Genomic DNA, 14,970 nt, shown 5'->3' with positions numbered 1-14,970 from the left:
CATAGACGATTTGCATGCCGGCTCCCATCGGCCCGCTCTACAACGCCGGAATGATGACCGGAAACGCCAGATGGCTTTCCACTTGCCGAACGCCGGGCACGCTTTCGGCTGCGATGCAGATCGCCCGCCCCTCCTGCTCCGACTCGATCACGCCCCACAGATGCACGACGCCGTCCTTCACGAACACGCTGCCCTTCGGCAACGCCCAGCGGTAACCGGCGAGCGCATCGACGACCGCATCGCGCAGCGCGGCGTCGTCGTACGTGCCGTCGTCCGCTTCGGCCTGCGTGAACGCTGCGAGCGCACGAATCAGATTCGAGCGGCTGACGATGCCGACCAGTCGTCCATCCTGCAGTACCGGCACGCGCTTGATGCGGTGCCGCTCGAGCAGGTCCGCGATGTCCCTGAGCGGCGTGCTTTCTTCGATCGTGATCACGTTTTCGCTCATGGCGTCCTGTACCTTGTGCCCATGCTCCTTCACATAGCGCGCGGCCAGTTCGCGCGTGCCCGCGAGGAAATCGAGCCACCACGACCGGCGCTCGGCATCGGTGCCGGTCTCGACACGGTGCAGCAGATCGCCTTCGCTGATGATGCCGACGATATTGCCGGCCGCATCGACAACCGGCATGCCGCTGATGCGGTGATCCGCAAGAAGTCTCGCTGCTTCGTGAATCGCGGTGTCCGGCGTGGTGGTCACGACGGGCGTCGTCATGATGTCGAGTGCGCGCATGAGGGTTTCTCCGATTGATTGCGACAGGTCCTCGGAGGTCGCACCTGTCGCGCGGTTCGGGCGTATGCACGCGCGCATCATGCGCCGCGTGCCGAGGCATCCGGTTAGGCCTTGCTGCAAGCCTTACCTCTTATCTTCCGCTCATATGCGCCAGGCAACTTGATATGGGTCAACGGCGCGCGCGGCAGGCCGGCGCGTGTTCGCGCAGTGCGAACACATGCCGCGGCACGCCGGACGTCGCCGCCCGTCACGCACGCAATACACCGATCCAATGTGGTTGCGCCGGATAAGCGCAGGGGGCGACCTTATTCAGGCGTCGAGTACCTGCGGACCCAGCGAATTGTCGATCAGCACCTTCCATTCGCCGCCTGGCTGCTTGCGAAAAACAGTTGTCGCAACCAGTTCCCTCGACGAAGCCTCGCCATTCGGGTCCTTGTATTCAAGCATCCATCGCGACAGAAACAGCGCGATACCATCGGCTTCGATGACATGCGTTTTGAGTTGCTTCGCCGATATGCCCGACTTCATTGCGCGCTCGAAAAAACGCCTGAGTTCCGCGCGCTCGCGAACCGTTCTTCCCGGTTCCGTGACGACTACCGCGTCGTCTTCATAGAAGCCGATGACCGTATCGATGTCCTGCTCGTTGAATGCCCGGTCCAACAGTTCCACCGCATGTTCGGGGCTGGTCGCGATCATGGCTTTTTCCTCCGAAGGAACTCACATCATAGAGTGGCTCGTCTATGAGTGCTACTGCCCGGCATCGTTGGGAGTAGCGGTCCCGCAGCATTGCGGCTCAAGCGCTCGCTCGTGCCCGCTCACGATCATGATCAATCCACCCCGTGAAGAGACAATCTCGCAGCAAAATCGACTGCACTTCGCCTATCATCGGTAATCCGAGTGCTATCAGGAGGCAAGCTTGCCGCAATCGAAAATCCAGGCCGTCTACATGCGCGGCGGCACGAGCAAAGGCGTTTTCTTTCGCCCCGACTGGCTGCCGGCGGACCCCGCTCGGCGCGATCGCATCCTGCTGCGCGTGATCGGTAGCCCAGACCCTTACGGCCAGCATATCGACGGCATGGGCGGCGCGACATCGAGCACGAGCAAGGTGGTGATCGTCGGCCCGTCGTCGCGCGCGGATTGCGATGTCGACTATCGCTTCGGGCAAGTCGCGATCGACAAGCCGATCGTCGACTGGTCCGGCAACTGCGGCAATCTCACCTCGGCAGTCGGTCCGTTCGCGATTGCGCAAGGTCTCGTCGACGCACCGCGCGACGGCATGGCGATCGTGCGCATCTGGCAGGCGAATATCAATGCGAAGATCATCGCGCATGTGCCGATGCGCGATGGCGAAGTGGTCGAGGAAGGCAATTTCGAACTCGACGGCGTGACCTTCCCGGCCGCCGAAATCAAAATCGAATTCCTCGATCCAGCCGGCGACGCGGACCCCGATGTGCCCGACACCGGCATGTTCCCCACCGGCAACGCGCTCGATACGCTCGACGTGCCCGGCATCGGCACGCTCGAAATGACCATGATCAACGCGGGCAATCCCGCGATCTTTATCGACGCCTCTTCACTAGGCCTTACGGGCACCGAATTGCAACGCGATGTGAACGGCAATGCAGCGCTGCTCGACAAAGCGGAAGCGATCCGTGCCCACGCGGCGGTGCGCATGGGCCTCGCCCGCACGACCGAAGAGGCCACGACACAGCGCCCGCACACGCCGAAGCTCGCCTTCGTATCGCCGCCCACGAGCTACGTCGCGTCGAGCGGCAAACAGGTCGATGCCGCGACGCTCGATCTGAACGCGCGCATTTTTTCGATGGGCAAACTGCATCACGCGATGACGGGCACCGGCGCCATCGCGATTGCGGTGGCGGCCGCCATTCCTGGCACTGTTGTCAACCGTCTCGCGCCGGAAGCCGGCGGCCGCGTGCGCTTCGGGCACGCGTCAGGCAGCCTCGCGGTCGGTGCCGAGGCCGCGCAGCGCGACGGCAACTGGACCGTGACGAAGGTCGTGATGAGCCGCAGCGCGCGGCGGCTGATGGAAGGCTTCGTGCTCGTACCGGAAGCCGCGCTTCGATAGACGCAAGGGCGCTTTAACGGCGGCGCCTGAACGCGATCGTCACCGCGCTTTGCTGCGGTCCGCAGCACGGCGCGTTCGGCGACGACGGGTCGGTGTGGGCATCGGTGTCTGCATCGTTATCGATGTCGGGGTTCGCAGCGGCCGCATCGGTCGGGTCGCTATCGTGCCGCGATTTTCCGTATGCCGGCGCCGCTTCCAGCGTGCGAAACGTTTCCCACGCGACGCCTTGCGGATCGACAGTCCACGATTTATCGGATACCGCATAGCAACATTGCGCCGCCGTCTCTTCTTCAGCAGCGATCTCCGCCAGCGCGAAGCGGTTGCGCATTTCGATCAGTTCTTCTTCGGTTTCGACCTGAATACCGAAATGATCGATGCCCGAGCGCGCAAGACGTTGCGAGATCGCAAAGTTCACCGCCGGGTCCGACAATTCCCACTTGCAGTAATCCGGCTTGCGCACCGTGGGTTCGATGCCGCCGAACATCGCACTGTAAAAACGGATACTTTCCGTCAGATTTTCGACTGAAACGTGAATGTGCATACGCTTCATATTGCTGCTCCACACCAGTTCAAGGCTTCTTCGCGGATGCCAGTACGCAAGGCAAAGGCACGCGAATGTCATCGCCGTTTCGATACGGCGCGCAGTCTTCCAACACCGACTTTTCGATCGACTCGCGCGCTTCGGGCGTCTGCAACTTGAGCAGCGCGCCCATACGCACGCCGCCGTGCAACATCATGTGAAATGCCGTGTCGGGCGCGCGCGTGTGCAATGTCTGACTCACTTCGACCACGCGAGGTTCGATAAAACCGGTTGCCCGCAAGGTGCGTTCGCATTCGCTCCAGTCGCTAAAGCGCGCGAACGGCGGCCCCGGCGGCAGCGGCACGTCCAGACGTCCGTATGTCTCCACAGCCTTTAGCACGAAGCCGAAGCCAAGCGCGCGATCGGGCATCGACCAGACCGTAAACGCGATTCGTCCGCCGCTTTTCAATACGCGAAACGCTTCGGCGAGCGCCTTGTCCGGATCCGCAAAGTGCAACAGACCGAAGCTGATGCCGACCGCGTCGAAGCTCGCATCGTCGAACGGCAGCGCATCGGCGCTGCCGCGCTGAAATTCGACATCGGGATAGTCGCGCCTCGCTTCATCGACCATGGCCTGCGCGAAATCGACGCCGACCGCATGCGCGCCGCGGCGCGCCGCCGCTGCGGCGACATAGCCGGGCCCCGTCGCGATATCGAGAAAACGCGTTCCCGCGCCGACATCGAGTGCGTCGAGCAACGCGCCGTTCGATTGCCTCGTCACCCCACCGAAACGCGGCTTATACGCCTCGGCGAGTCGCTCCCAGCCGTCGCGTTCGAATGCGGTGAAGGCGTCCTGTTCCATGCGGGCGTGTCCTGTTTAGTGGTTACATGTGTGATTACATGCGGCGCGACGAAGCGCGGTTACATGCGAAGCAAAAAGCGTGGCCAACGGCTGCATCGGATGCGGCATTCGTACCCGCATACGTCGTCAACCATGATATGTGATCGTAAGAGCACGCGCGATAGGCGTCCACCCCACATCGAAACGTGGGACTTCCGGACTATTAACATTCGGAAAGATCGGTCCGTCTATCGGACGCGAAGACGAATCAGCCTCGGCGAACATGCACGGCAACCGCGTGCTTCACCTGCTCGTGAGAATGTTTCGACTGCCGGCCGAACAGCCGGCAAGGCAGGAAAGGAGAGACGCCGGCATTTCACGACGCCAGGCTTGCACGGCGTGCATGGAACCACGTCAAACGTGCTGCACGGCGAACTCGTTTAGTGCGAGGCACAACGATTCGACCGCGTCTTCGGTGACCGCGTTATAGAGCGATGCGCGTAACCCGCCTACAGAACGATGCCCTTCGAGGCCGACGATACCGTGATCCCGCGCTGCGGCAATCAAAGCCTGATCGAGCCGTTTGTCACCGAACGTGAACGAGACGTTCATCTGCGAGCGCCAACGCGGGTCGGCATGAATCGTGACCGCATCTCCGAGCGCGTCGAGTGTCGCGTACAGGCGCTTCGACTTCTGTTCGTTGATGCGCTGCATCGCATGCAGGCCGCCGATGTCGAAGCGCAGCCACCGCGTCACGAGCATCAGCACGTAAATCGCGAAGACAGGCGGCGTGTTGTAGTTCGAACTGTGCAGAACGTGAGTGCGGAAATCGAGAATCGCGGGCAGCCCGTCGGGAATGCGGTCGAGCAAGCTGCGCCGGATTACCGCAACGGTGACGCCGGCCGGCCCGAGGTTTTTCTGCGCGTGCGCGTAGATCATCGAATACGCGTCGCTGCGAAACGGCTTCGACAGGAAATCGGAAGACATGTCGGCGATCAGCGGCGCCGCGATATCGCCGATGTCGCAAGGATCGAACTGCAGGCCCTCAACTGTTTCGTTCGACACGTAATGCAGATAGGCGGCCGACGGCGCGACGTCGAGCGTTCGCAGATCGGGCAATTGCCTGTAACCGGTATGCTTGCCGTCCCACACGATGTTGCGCTTCGTCACCTTCGCGGCTTCGGCGGTCGCTTTCGCGCTCCAGTAGCCGGAGGTCACATAGTCGGGCGCCGCGGCCGCGCGGGCGGCGAAATTCATCGGGATCGTCGCGAACAGCAGGCTGCTGCCGCCCTGCAAAAACGTAATCGCATAGTCGCTCGAGAGGCCGAGCAGGTGCCGTATGTTCATTTCGGCTTCTTCGAGCACCGAGCGAAACCATTCGGACCGGTGGCTCATGCCGAGCACCGACATGCCGGTATCCGGAAGCGCGACGATCGCATCGCGCGTTTGCGCAAGCACGGTTTCAGGCAGCGCGCCGGGGCCGCCGGAGAAATTCAGAGCATTAAATTTCATGTTCGATCCTGCGGACGCGCGGCACGTGCGAACCGATGAGCGGTTGGCCGTCACGCTGCTGTCGACACGATGCCGACGCAACTCGCGACGATGGACGGTAGCCACGATACCAACGGCGGCGGCGCTGCAAATGCGGGAACAAAGGGCCGATTTCCCGCTTGTTCGATCGAGCCCGCGACATGCGCACGCCATAATGTGATGTACGCTGCAAAAGCCTGCCGCGCGATTTATTACAAACGGCTTATCGATGTCCCCGGATAAGCTGGCAAACCGACGCGCCGTCATCCGTGTTTCACACCGTATTCCGAAGGATCGCTATGGCGCATTCCGCGCAACCCGCCGCTGGGGTCGATGAGCGCAACGCTGAAGCATCGGCACGCAGGCATTCAGATATCGAGAAAACGATCGCGATACTCTTCGCCGCGCTCGACGACGATCCGCTGAATACCGGCTTGCACGCCGCCCTCGCCGACTCGTTGCGCGAGGCCGGCAACGAGACGGGCTACCTCGCGCATCGAATCGCGGTGGAGACGTCGAACGCGATCATCGCGGCGGCCACCGCGTCCGGCGCGAGCGCCGATGCGATCGCCGACATGCGCTCGGCACTGCCGCTCTACAATCTCGCGACCTCGTACTACATGCGAGGCGACCATACGGCCGCGCTGCACTGGTTCGAACACACGCTCGCGATCGAACCGGACCTGGCGATCGCGCATCAGAACCTCGCGGCAGTGCTGGACGCGCTCGATCGTCCCGACGATGCGCAGCACCATCGCACCCGCGCTTATACACTGCAGCGCGTGTACGTCGAAGCAGCGGATCGCGCGCCGCGCCGCGTGCTGATTCTGTGTGCGGGCCGCACCTCGGGCAATGTGCCGTTCGATACGCTGCTGCCCGTGCAAACGAGTCACCGCATCAAATACGCAATCGACTGCGCGAACGAAGTCGAAGACTTTCAGCTGCCGCGCTACGACCTCGTGTTCAACGCGATCGGCGAGCCGGATGTGGCGCAGCCGCTGCTGAGTCGCCTCGAGACGTTCGCGCGCCGCTGCGGACGCCCGCTGCTGAATCGCCCCGCGGCGGTCATGCAGACGCGGCGCGATGTGCTGCCCGAGTTGCTGGCCGATCTCGACGACGTGCTGAGCGCGCCGTGCATGCGTATCGATCGACCGCCCGTGTCGCGCGACGAGCTCGCTCTTCAGATCGATCGGGGCCGCGTCGGTTTTCCGCTGCTGCTGCGGCCGCTCGCAAAGCATGGCGGCGAAGGCGTCTCGCTGCATCGGTCGATCGATACGTTGTGGCCCGACGTTCAGGGGCTCAATGCGCCGTGCTACCTGACGATGTTCCGCAATTACCGCAGCGCGGACGGCCACTTCCGCAAGTACCGGAGCATCCTCATCGATCGCAAGCCGTATCCGTACCATCTGGCGATCGGCCCGGAGTGGATGGTCCACTACTTCTCGGCCGGCATGACGTCGCAGACGTGGAAACTCGAAGAAGAACGCCGCTTTCTGGAAGACCCGCACGGGTCGCTCGGTGAGCGCGCGATGCACGCGCTCGAGGCGATCGGCGCAAAGCTCGACCTCGACTACGCGGGCATCGACTACACGCTGCTCGACGACGGGCGCGTGCTCGTTTTCGAAGCGAACGCGACGATGCTCGTGCATCGCGAAGTGGCGGGCGGCATGCTGGCGCACAAGAACGTGTTCGTCGAGCGCATCGTCGAGGCGTTCGAGCAGATGCAGGCGGCGCGTACGCGCACGTAGCGGGCCGCCTTGGGACTGGCGGCCAATCTGTAGGGACGGTCCCGATTCCGCCGTCGCGTGAGTTCACACCCGTCCGGGCGGCGCGCCGCTCTTGCACTGCTCTTGCACTGCTCTTGCACTGCTCTTGCACTGCTCTTGCACTGCTCGCGCGCCGTTCAGGCCGTGACGGCCGCGCGCGCGTGGGCGGCGATGTGTTTGCAGACCGCGTTCGTGACTTGCACAGTCGTCGCGTCGCCGCCGAGGTCGCCCGTGTGCAACGACGGGTTCGCGGTCACGTGCTCGATCGCGTTCATCACGAGCTTCGCCGCGTCGGCTTCGCCAAGATGGTCGAGCATCATCACGACCGACCAGAACGTGCCGACCGGATTCGCGAGGCCCTTGCCCATGATGTCGAATGCCGAACCGTGAATCGGCTCGAACATCGACGGGTAGCGGCGCTCCGGGTCGAGGTTCGCGGTCGGCGCGATGCCGAGGCTGCCCGCGAGCGCGGCAGCGAGATCGCTCAGAATGTCCGCGTGCAGATTCGTCGCGACGATCGTGTCGAGCGACGCAGGACGGTTCACCATGCGCGCGGTCGCCGCATCGACGAGTTCCTTGTCCCACTTCACATCGGGGAACTCGCGCGCAACCTGCCCGGCGATCTCGTCCCACATCACCATCGCGTGACGCTGCGCGTTGCTCTTCGTGATCACCGTCAGCAGCTTGCGCGGACGCGATTGCGCGAGCCGGAACGCAAAGCGCAGCACGCGTTCGACGCCGGCGCGCGTCATGATCGACACGTCCGTGGCGACTTCGATCGGATGGCCCTGATGCGCGCGGCCGCCAATCCCCGCGTACTCGCCTTCCGAATTCTCGCGCACGATCACCCAGTCGAGATCGGCAGGCTTGCAGCGCTTGAGCGGCGCGTCGATGCCGGGCAGGATGCGCGTCGGCCGCACGTTCGCGTACTGGTCGAAGCCCTGGCAGATCTTCAGGCGTAAGCCCCACAGCGTGATGTGATCGGGAATCTGCGGGTCGCCGGCCGAGCCGAACAGAATCGCGTCCTTGTCGCGCAGTGCGTCGAGCCCGTCGGCCGGCATCATCACGCCATGCTTGCGGTAATAGTCGCCGCCCCAGTCGAAGTCTTCGAATTCGAAGCGGAACGTGTCGCTGCGGGCAGCCAGCGCTTTGAGAACCTGCTGGCCCGCGGGCACCACTTCCTTGCCGATGCCGTCGCCGGGAATCGTTGCGATGCGATAGGTCTTCATGCCGAGATGTCTCCTGGAAAATGGTTGGTGAATCGCGCGCCCGCGAAGTGCGGGCCGCGAAAACGAGGGGATCAGTCGATGGTAAGAAATCGACGTGTGTCGCACGCGCTGCTAGACTCAAACCACCTTTAACTGCAAGTTAAGAATAGGCGGTGAAATGGGCGCATCGGTGCAACCTGAAGACCTCGCGTTTTTCTCCGTGCTCGCGGGGCGCGGCAGCCTGACCGCGACCGCGCGCGAACTCGGCGTCACCACGGCCGCCGTCAGCAAGCATCTTGCGCAGATGGAAGCGCGCGCGGGTGTCGCGCTCGTCAATCGCACGACGCGCCGCATGAGTCTCACGGCCGAAGGCGAGATTTATCTATCGCACGCACGGCGCATTCTTGGCGAGATGGATGAGCTCGCGCAGTTGCTCGGCGGCGCGCGAGCCGCGCCGAAGGGGCTGTTGCGCGTGAATGCGACGCTCGGCTTCGGCCGCAGCCATGTCGCCCCTGTGATTTCCCGCTTCGTGCAGCGTTATCCCGACGTCGACATGCAATTGCAGTTATCGGTCGACCCGCCGCCGATCAGCAGCGATGCCTACGACGTCTGCATCCGCTTCGGCGAGCCGCCCGATGCGCGCGTCATCGCGCGGCGCATTGCGCCGAACCGCCGCCTCTTATGCGCGTCGCCCGTGTATTTCAAGCGTCACGACATGCCGAAAACGCCGGCCGATCTCGCGCATCACAACTGCATCGGCATTCGCCAGGGCGACGATGGCTATGGCATCTGGCGTCTGACGAGCGGCCGCGGCGCGGCGCAGAAAACAACGACCGTGCGCGTGCGCGGCAACCTCACGACCAACGACGGCGAGATCGCGGTGAAGTGGGCGCTCGAAGGCCACGGCATCCTGATGCGCGCGGAGTGGGACATCGTCGACTATCTGAAGAGCGGTGCGCTCGTGCCCGTGCTGCCCGAGTATCGAACGCCCGATGCCGATATCTTCGCCGTGTACTCGCCGCTGCATCAGATGTCGGCGCGCGTGCGCGTGTTTATCGAGTTTTTGACGGCGGAACTGGGCGAATAGCCGGCCGCTTGTGCTTCGGGCGTCGCGGCTGCACGCTTCGGGAGTCGGTAGTCAACAGTCAGCGTTCACGCTTCGATCCGCGCGCGCGTGACGCCGAGCAGCGCCGCCATCGCATCGCGCGCACGCTGCGCATCGCGATCGCGGATCGCTTCGAACACCGCGCTATGTTCAGCAAGCGACGCGTTGAACACGTCCGCCCGCTTCGCATTGAGCCGCAATTGCGCTTCGAGCGTGCGCTCGATCAGCGTGCCGAGCGGAATCAGCAACTCGTTGCCGCACGCTTGCAGCACGCTCAGGTGAAATTCGAGGTCCGCGCGCACCCATTCGTCGACATTGCGCGCCGCGACCATCGCCGCGTGCGCGGTGTCGAGCGCAACAAACGACGCCTCGCTGCGCGATGCGGCCGCAAGCCCCGCCGCATACGGTTCGATCATTTCGCGCATTTCCTGCAGCTTCAGCGCGAAGTCGACGGGCGGCGCGACGCGCGAGTACCAGTCCAGCACGTCGACATCGAGCAGATTCCACGCATCCCTTTGCCGCACGCGCGTGCCGACGCGCGGCCGCGATTCGATCAGCCCCTTCGAGGTCAGCGTGCGCAGCGCTTCGCGCAGCACCGTGCGGCTCACGCCGAACGCCTCCATCAGCTCGGCCTCGCGCGGCAGCGTGGATGCGGGCGCATAGTCGCCGCGCAGGATGGCTGTCGCGAGCTGATGCGCGACGCGGCCGTGCAGATCTCGCTGAATAGTGGTTCTCCTTGCGCAACGCGGCGTGAGCGGGCTCGGAAGCGTTTCCCGAACGGAAGCGTCCCAAATAATACTATTAATAGTATTTAAATGCGATTCTGTTGTAGCATGTGGCTCCCCGGACTTTCCGCCCCAGCCGATTCACCGCTCGGTTCACGAACTCACAGGAGACGCGCCATGAAAATCACCCGCATCGAAACCTTCATCGTCCCGCCGCGCTGGTGCTTCGTGAAGATCGAAACCGACGAGGGCATCGTCGGCTGGGGTGAGCCCGTCGTCGAAGGGCGCGCGCATACGGTCGCCACGGCCGTCGACGAGCTGTCCGACTATCTGATCGGCAAAGATCCGCGCCTGATCGAAGACCACTGGCAGGTCATGTACCGCGCGGGCTTCTATCGCGGCGGACCGATTACGATGAGCGCGATCGCCGGCGTCGACCAAGCGCTGTGGGACATCAAGGGCAAGTTTCACGGCGTGCCCGTGCATACGCTGCTTGGCGGCCAGGTGCGCGACCGCATCAAGGTCTATTCGTGGATCGGCGGCGACCGGCCGAGCGACGTCGCGAACAATGCGCGCGCCGTCGTCGAGCGCGGCTTCCAGGCCGTCAAGATGAACGGCTCGGAAGAGTTGCAGATCGTCGACACGTTCGACAAGGTTCAAGGCGTCATCGACAACGTGCGCGCGGTACGTGAGGCGGTGGGCCCGAACGTCGGCATCGGCGTCGACTTCCACGGCCGCGTGCACAAGCCGATGGCGAAGGTGCTCGCGAAAGAGCTCGATCCGTTCAAGCTGATGTTCATCGAAGAACCGGTGCTGTCGGAAAACGTCGAGGCGCTGCGCGATATCGTGAACCAGACGAGCACGCCGATCGCGCTCGGCGAGCGTCTGTACTCGCGCTGGGACTTCAAGCACATTCTCGCGGGCGGCTACGTCGACATCATCCAGCCCGACGCGTCGCACGCGGGCGGCATCACCGAGTGCCGCAAGATCGCTTCGATGGCCGAAGCCTATGACGTCGCGCTTGCGCTGCACTGCCCGCTCGGTCCGATCGCGCTCGCAACGTGCCTGCAGATCGATGCGGTCAGCTACAACGCGTTCATCCAGGAACAGAGCCTCGGCATCCACTACAACCAGGGCAACGACCTGCTCGATTACATCAGGAATCCGGAAGTTTTCAGGTACGAAGGCGGCTATGTGTCGATTCCGCAGGGCCCGGGCCTTGGCATCGAAGTGAACGAAGAGAAGGTGCGCGAGATGGCGAAGCTCGGCCACCGCTGGCGCAACCCGGTGTGGCGCCACACGGACGGCAGCGTCGCCGAGTGGTAAGCGCGATCGGTACATCGCGATGATCGAAGCGCCGCCTGGGGAGCGAACGGCCCCGGCGGCGTTTTCATTTGCGCAACACGACGCGCGCGTTTTTTCGCGCGATGTTTCGCGAACGTTACATTTCCGGCGCGGTAGCCGCGACGAGCGGCGCCGCGGCTGCGTGCCGGCGCACGTCATGTTTTACCGATGCCTTGCCGCATAACGCCTCGCGGCACGTTCGCACGACGCGCGAGCATTCTGGCTTGGCTTTTGCTGAATGGTCTGCGACACGACTTTACGGCGATCGCGAGCCATGACCGAATTCCTTCCTGACTATCTGATCCGCCAGCAGGCGGCCGTCGGCGCGCTCGTTCTGTTCGGCGTACTGCGCGTGATTTTCGCCGCTGTCGCGTACGAGCGCGGCTGGCGTATTGCAATTGTGGAACGTTGCTTCGTGGGCGCTGCGGTTCTGTATTGCATGCCACAGCTATTCGATCTGCTCATGCACGTGTATAACGCTTCTGCCGCGTCCGCCGAACTGGAAGGCAAGGCCGCGGGCTGCGCAATCGCGCTTTTTTGCGCGCCGATCGTCGGTCATCGGCTCGGCTTCGAGTAATTTCGCGCAGCGCGTGCGACAGCAGGCAGGTGCAATCACAGCAACGACGTCACAGCAAGAACAACAAGGAGATATCGTGCCGCACACTACGCCATACCAAACCGGGGATGTCTTCAGGCTCAAATCGGGCGGCCGCCCGATGACGGCCACGTGGGTCGGGCCGGTCGCGTTCGCACCGGGCATCTGGCTGATCTGCGAATGGTTCGATGCGTCGGGTAAGCCGCAGCAGGGCATGTTCGACGCCGCGACGCTCGAGCCAATCGTTCACGCATGAAACACGCCTGACGCGATTGCGCCCGGCCTAGCCCAGCGCAACGAACCCCGGCACGCTATCGGCGAGCACCGCCGCGGCCGCGAAAACGCCGATCATCAGCAGCGCTTCGAGATGAAGCAGATTCGCAAACGTGTGCGCGTCCATCGTCGACGCGGTACGGCGCAGCCTCGGCAATGCGGAGAAGCGGTTCAACGCCCCGATCACGAGCGCCAGCGCAACGAGCGCGAGCTTCAATGTCAACACATGGCCCCACGTCGTGTACCCGATCGCGGCAAACGTTCCGCCCGCCCCCTGCACGGCATTGAACACACCCGTCAGCAGCACGAACACAACCGCCGCGAACGATAGGTTCGACACCTGCGTCGCCGTGCGAATCAGCACGCCGCGCGCCACCGACGCGCCGAGCGCCGGCACCACCGCCAACCCCGCCGCGAGCACGAGACCGCCCCACACGGTCGCGGCCAGCACATGCAGCGTCTGGATGCCGACCGCCGGCGACACGGCCCCCGCATCGGCCGCATGACCGAGCGACGCCTTGCCCGCCGCGATCGCGATCACCGCGAGCCACAGCAGCGCGTTGCGCAATGCGCCGTCGTGGCTCGCCAGCGACGTCAGCAACAACAGCACCGCGCCGCCGAATGCGACGAGCCAGGCATAGCCCGCGTGCGTCTGCGCGAGCACGGTCGGCACGACGCCGAGCGCGGCCGGCAGACTCACGCCGCCCATCGAAGCCGACGCATACAGCAGCCAGCCGAGATCGGCGAGCACGAGCACGATCGCCGCAGTCTGCATCGACCGTTGCGCACGCAACCACGCGGGCCGCGCGGGCGCGACCTTCGCCTGCGCGTCTTTGGCGAGCCATGCGGCGAGCAGCGCGGTGCCGACCGCGAAGGCAAACGCGATGTTCATCAGCGCGGCGAGGGCAACCTGCCCGATCCAGAGTCCGCTCATCGTCATACGGAGCCACCCGGGATGCGGGTTGAGTGGGGCAGCGCGACGGCATCGCAAGCGACGGCGGCGTGCGGGTCTAACGGACGTGCGACGGCGGGTGGCTTCATCAGAGGCAGATTGAAAGGATCGAGGCTGGTGGTCGGCGGATACGTCGAGGTAACTGCTCGGCGAGCCGCACCCTTCGTGAAACACCGCTACACGAGAACGGCAGGAACACCGAGGGAATATGGCGAAACGTGCCATCTTAAAGGATGCGTTGTCCGCTGCCGAGGCCTTGACACGCGGCATCGTGCGCTGCGCCAGCACGGCATGCGCATTTGACGGAGTCTTCGCAGCCTCCGCGCTACGAGGCAACCGTGCGAATCCTCGGCGAGCGGTGTTGCGTCAAACTGTCGCATAACACGATGGCGCCTGAACTTCGGCCTATGTGGCAAATAGTCACCATCAATCATCGATGATAGAATGCTGCGTCGCCGCAGCGCCCGCTGCCGCCAGGCTTAGTTCAGTTGTCTGTGAGTTGTCTTTATACCGAGCCAGCTCGAAGCTCGGTCAGGTCCCCGATTTCATGGAGTTACGCGTGTCTTCAAGACGCATTTTCCGCCCGCTGCTCGCGCTTCTGTTGATTGGCAGTGCAGGCGTCTATAGCGCTGCGAAAGCGCAGACTCAGCCCAAAGCCCCCGATACGATGGAAGCGCGCGTGCAGGGCTGCACGGCATGTCACGGCACGCATGGCCAGGGCACCGACAACGATTACTTCCCGCGTCTAGCGGGCAAGCCGGCGGACTACCTGTACAACCAGCTGCAGAACTTCCGCGAAGGGCGCCGCAAGTACCCGCCGATGAACTACCTCGTCACGTACCTCTCGGACGACTACCTGCATCAGATCGCCACGTACTTCTCGCAGCAACGCCCGCCGTACCCGCCGCCCAACAAGCCGAACGTGTCCGACGCAACGCTCGAGCGCGGCCGTCAGATCGTGCTGAACGGCGATCCGGGCAAGCAGATTCCCGCCTGCGCGGCGTGCCACGGCAAGGCGCTCACCGGTATGGAACCGGCTATTCCGGGCCTCGTCGGCCTGCACTCGGACTACATCAGCGCGCAGCTCGGCGCCTGGCGTTCGGGCACGCGTCACGCGATCGCGCCTGACTGCATGCACACCATCGCCACGCGTCTCACCGACGACGACGTGAACGCCGTCGCCTCCTGGCTCGCCACGCAGCAGGCCCCGCAAAACCCTGTGCCGGCTCCGGCCAACTCGTTGAAGACTCCGCTTGCCTGCGGCAGCGAACCGCAATAAGGCACCGGGAGAGACC

General features: G+C 63.9%; 15 protein-coding genes. 7 read left to right on the top strand and 8 right to left on the bottom strand.

What is annotated here, in order from left to right; genetic code table 11:
• Positions 1-37: 37 nt before the first annotated feature.
• Together BTO02_RS03330 and BTO02_RS03325 are read right to left on the bottom strand one after the other, a co-directional pair.
• Positions 38-730 carry a CBS domain-containing protein gene (locus BTO02_RS03330; protein ID WP_075155826.1) on the bottom strand — a complete coding sequence of 231 codons (693 nt, stop codon included), beginning with the start codon at positions 728-730 and terminating at the stop codon, positions 38-40.
• Between the two features lie 309 nt (positions 731-1,039).
• Positions 1,040-1,426 (bottom strand): YybH family protein, encoded by a 387-nt coding sequence (locus BTO02_RS03325; protein WP_075155825.1) that lies wholly within the window; start codon positions 1,424-1,426, stop codon positions 1,040-1,042.
• Positions 1,427-1,646: 220 nt separating this feature from the next.
• Between BTO02_RS03325 and prpF the strand changes: the two genes are divergently transcribed.
• Entirely contained in the window at positions 1,647-2,816 is a 1,170-nt protein-coding gene (gene prpF, locus BTO02_RS03320; RefSeq protein ID WP_075155824.1) for a 2-methylaconitate cis-trans isomerase PrpF, read from the top strand.
• Between the two features lie 13 nt (positions 2,817-2,829).
• On the opposite strand, the gene BTO02_RS03315 is transcribed toward prpF, so the two are convergent.
• The 3 genes from BTO02_RS03315 to serC form a co-directional block, all read right to left on the bottom strand.
• A complete protein-coding gene (locus tag BTO02_RS03315; RefSeq protein ID WP_075155823.1) occupies positions 2,830-3,366 on the bottom strand; it encodes an ArsI/CadI family heavy metal resistance metalloenzyme in 537 nt (178 codons plus the stop codon).
• 19 nt (positions 3,367-3,385) lie between these two features.
• The gene (locus BTO02_RS03310) at positions 3,386-4,198 is read right to left on the bottom strand and encodes a class I SAM-dependent methyltransferase (protein WP_075155822.1); all 813 of its coding nucleotides are present in this window, start codon (positions 4,196-4,198) and stop codon (positions 3,386-3,388) included.
• A 393-nt stretch (positions 4,199-4,591) separates the two neighbouring features.
• The gene (serC, locus tag BTO02_RS03305) at positions 4,592-5,689 is read right to left on the bottom strand and encodes a 3-phosphoserine/phosphohydroxythreonine transaminase (protein WP_075155821.1); all 1,098 of its coding nucleotides are present in this window, start codon (positions 5,687-5,689) and stop codon (positions 4,592-4,594) included.
• Positions 5,690-6,006: 317 nt separating this feature from the next.
• Here serC and BTO02_RS03300 point away from each other — a divergent pair, with 317 nt between their 5' ends.
• Positions 6,007-7,455: a tetratricopeptide repeat protein gene (locus BTO02_RS03300; RefSeq protein WP_075155820.1), complete on the top strand. Its 1,449-nt coding sequence runs from the start codon at positions 6,007-6,009 to the stop codon at positions 7,453-7,455.
• A 155-nt stretch (positions 7,456-7,610) separates the two neighbouring features.
• Here BTO02_RS03300 and BTO02_RS03295 read toward each other — a convergent pair whose 3' ends face one another.
• A complete protein-coding gene (locus tag BTO02_RS03295) occupies positions 7,611-8,702 on the bottom strand; it encodes a tartrate dehydrogenase (RefSeq protein ID WP_075155819.1) in 1,092 nt (363 codons plus the stop codon).
• Positions 8,703-8,859: 157 nt separating this feature from the next.
• Between BTO02_RS03295 and BTO02_RS03290 the strand changes: the two genes are divergently transcribed.
• The gene (locus BTO02_RS03290) at positions 8,860-9,768 is read left to right on the top strand and encodes a LysR family transcriptional regulator (protein WP_075155818.1); all 909 of its coding nucleotides are present in this window, start codon (positions 8,860-8,862) and stop codon (positions 9,766-9,768) included.
• A gap of 65 nt (positions 9,769-9,833) precedes the next feature.
• On the opposite strand, the gene BTO02_RS03285 is transcribed toward BTO02_RS03290, so the two are convergent.
• Positions 9,834-10,511, bottom strand: coding sequence for a FadR/GntR family transcriptional regulator (locus BTO02_RS03285; RefSeq protein ID WP_075155817.1), 678 nt, complete (start codon positions 10,509-10,511; stop codon positions 9,834-9,836).
• Positions 10,512-10,688: 177 nt separating this feature from the next.
• On the opposite strand from BTO02_RS03285, the gene dgoD reads away from it, so the two are divergent.
• The 3 genes from dgoD to BTO02_RS34080 all read left to right on the top strand — a co-directional run bounded on the left by dgoD (position 10,689) and on the right by BTO02_RS34080 (position 12,706).
• A complete protein-coding gene (dgoD, locus tag BTO02_RS03280; protein ID WP_075155816.1) occupies positions 10,689-11,837 on the top strand; it encodes a galactonate dehydratase in 1,149 nt (382 codons plus the stop codon).
• A gap of 292 nt (positions 11,838-12,129) precedes the next feature.
• Positions 12,130-12,432 (top strand): hypothetical protein, encoded by a 303-nt coding sequence (locus BTO02_RS03270; protein ID WP_075155814.1) that lies wholly within the window; start codon positions 12,130-12,132, stop codon positions 12,430-12,432.
• Between the two features lie 76 nt (positions 12,433-12,508).
• A complete protein-coding gene (locus BTO02_RS34080) occupies positions 12,509-12,706 on the top strand; it encodes a YodC family protein (RefSeq protein WP_232243432.1) in 198 nt (65 codons plus the stop codon).
• A gap of 27 nt (positions 12,707-12,733) precedes the next feature.
• On the opposite strand, the gene BTO02_RS03260 is transcribed toward BTO02_RS34080, so the two are convergent.
• Positions 12,734-13,663: a CopD family protein gene (locus BTO02_RS03260; protein WP_075155813.1), complete on the bottom strand. Its 930-nt coding sequence runs from the start codon at positions 13,661-13,663 to the stop codon at positions 12,734-12,736.
• A gap of 559 nt (positions 13,664-14,222) precedes the next feature.
• On the opposite strand from BTO02_RS03260, the gene BTO02_RS03255 reads away from it, so the two are divergent.
• A complete protein-coding gene (locus BTO02_RS03255) occupies positions 14,223-14,954 on the top strand; it encodes a c-type cytochrome (protein WP_075155812.1) in 732 nt (243 codons plus the stop codon).
• Positions 14,955-14,970: the final 16 nt, after the last annotated feature.

This window comes from Paraburkholderia sp. SOS3, assembly GCF_001922345.1.
Classification (GTDB): domain Bacteria; phylum Pseudomonadota; class Gammaproteobacteria; order Burkholderiales; family Burkholderiaceae; genus Paraburkholderia.
The sequence above is the reverse complement of the archived record's forward strand: the minus strand, read 5'-3'. Positions and strand labels throughout refer to the sequence as shown.

What these genes read in the sequence shown, in the direction of transcription:
- BTO02_RS03325 (WP_075155825.1), bottom strand. Translation starts at nt 1,426, where the DNA reads ATGATCGCGACCAGCCCCGAACATGCGGTGGAACTGTTGGACCGGGCA.
- BTO02_RS03255 (WP_075155812.1), top strand. Translation starts at nt 14,223, where the DNA reads ATGGAGTTACGCGTGTCTTCAAGACGCATTTTCCGCCCGCTGCTCGCG.
- BTO02_RS03295 (WP_075155819.1), bottom strand. Translation starts at nt 8,702, where the DNA reads ATGAAGACCTATCGCATCGCAACGATTCCCGGCGACGGCATCGGCAAG.
- dgoD (WP_075155816.1), top strand. Translation starts at nt 10,689, where the DNA reads ATGAAAATCACCCGCATCGAAACCTTCATCGTCCCGCCGCGCTGGTGC.
- BTO02_RS03260 (WP_075155813.1), bottom strand. Translation starts at nt 13,663, where the DNA reads ATGACGATGAGCGGACTCTGGATCGGGCAGGTTGCCCTCGCCGCGCTG.
- BTO02_RS03300 (WP_075155820.1), top strand. Translation starts at nt 6,007, where the DNA reads ATGGCGCATTCCGCGCAACCCGCCGCTGGGGTCGATGAGCGCAACGCT.
- BTO02_RS03315 (WP_075155823.1), bottom strand. Translation starts at nt 3,366, where the DNA reads ATGAAGCGTATGCACATTCACGTTTCAGTCGAAAATCTGACGGAAAGT.
- BTO02_RS03310 (WP_075155822.1), bottom strand. Translation starts at nt 4,198, where the DNA reads ATGGAACAGGACGCCTTCACCGCATTCGAACGCGACGGCTGGGAGCGA.
- BTO02_RS03270 (WP_075155814.1), top strand. Translation starts at nt 12,130, where the DNA reads ATGACCGAATTCCTTCCTGACTATCTGATCCGCCAGCAGGCGGCCGTC.
- serC (WP_075155821.1), bottom strand. Translation starts at nt 5,689, where the DNA reads ATGAAATTTAATGCTCTGAATTTCTCCGGCGGCCCCGGCGCGCTGCCT.
- BTO02_RS03330 (WP_075155826.1), bottom strand. Translation starts at nt 730, where the DNA reads ATGCGCGCACTCGACATCATGACGACGCCCGTCGTGACCACCACGCCG.
- BTO02_RS03290 (WP_075155818.1), top strand. Translation starts at nt 8,860, where the DNA reads ATGGGCGCATCGGTGCAACCTGAAGACCTCGCGTTTTTCTCCGTGCTC.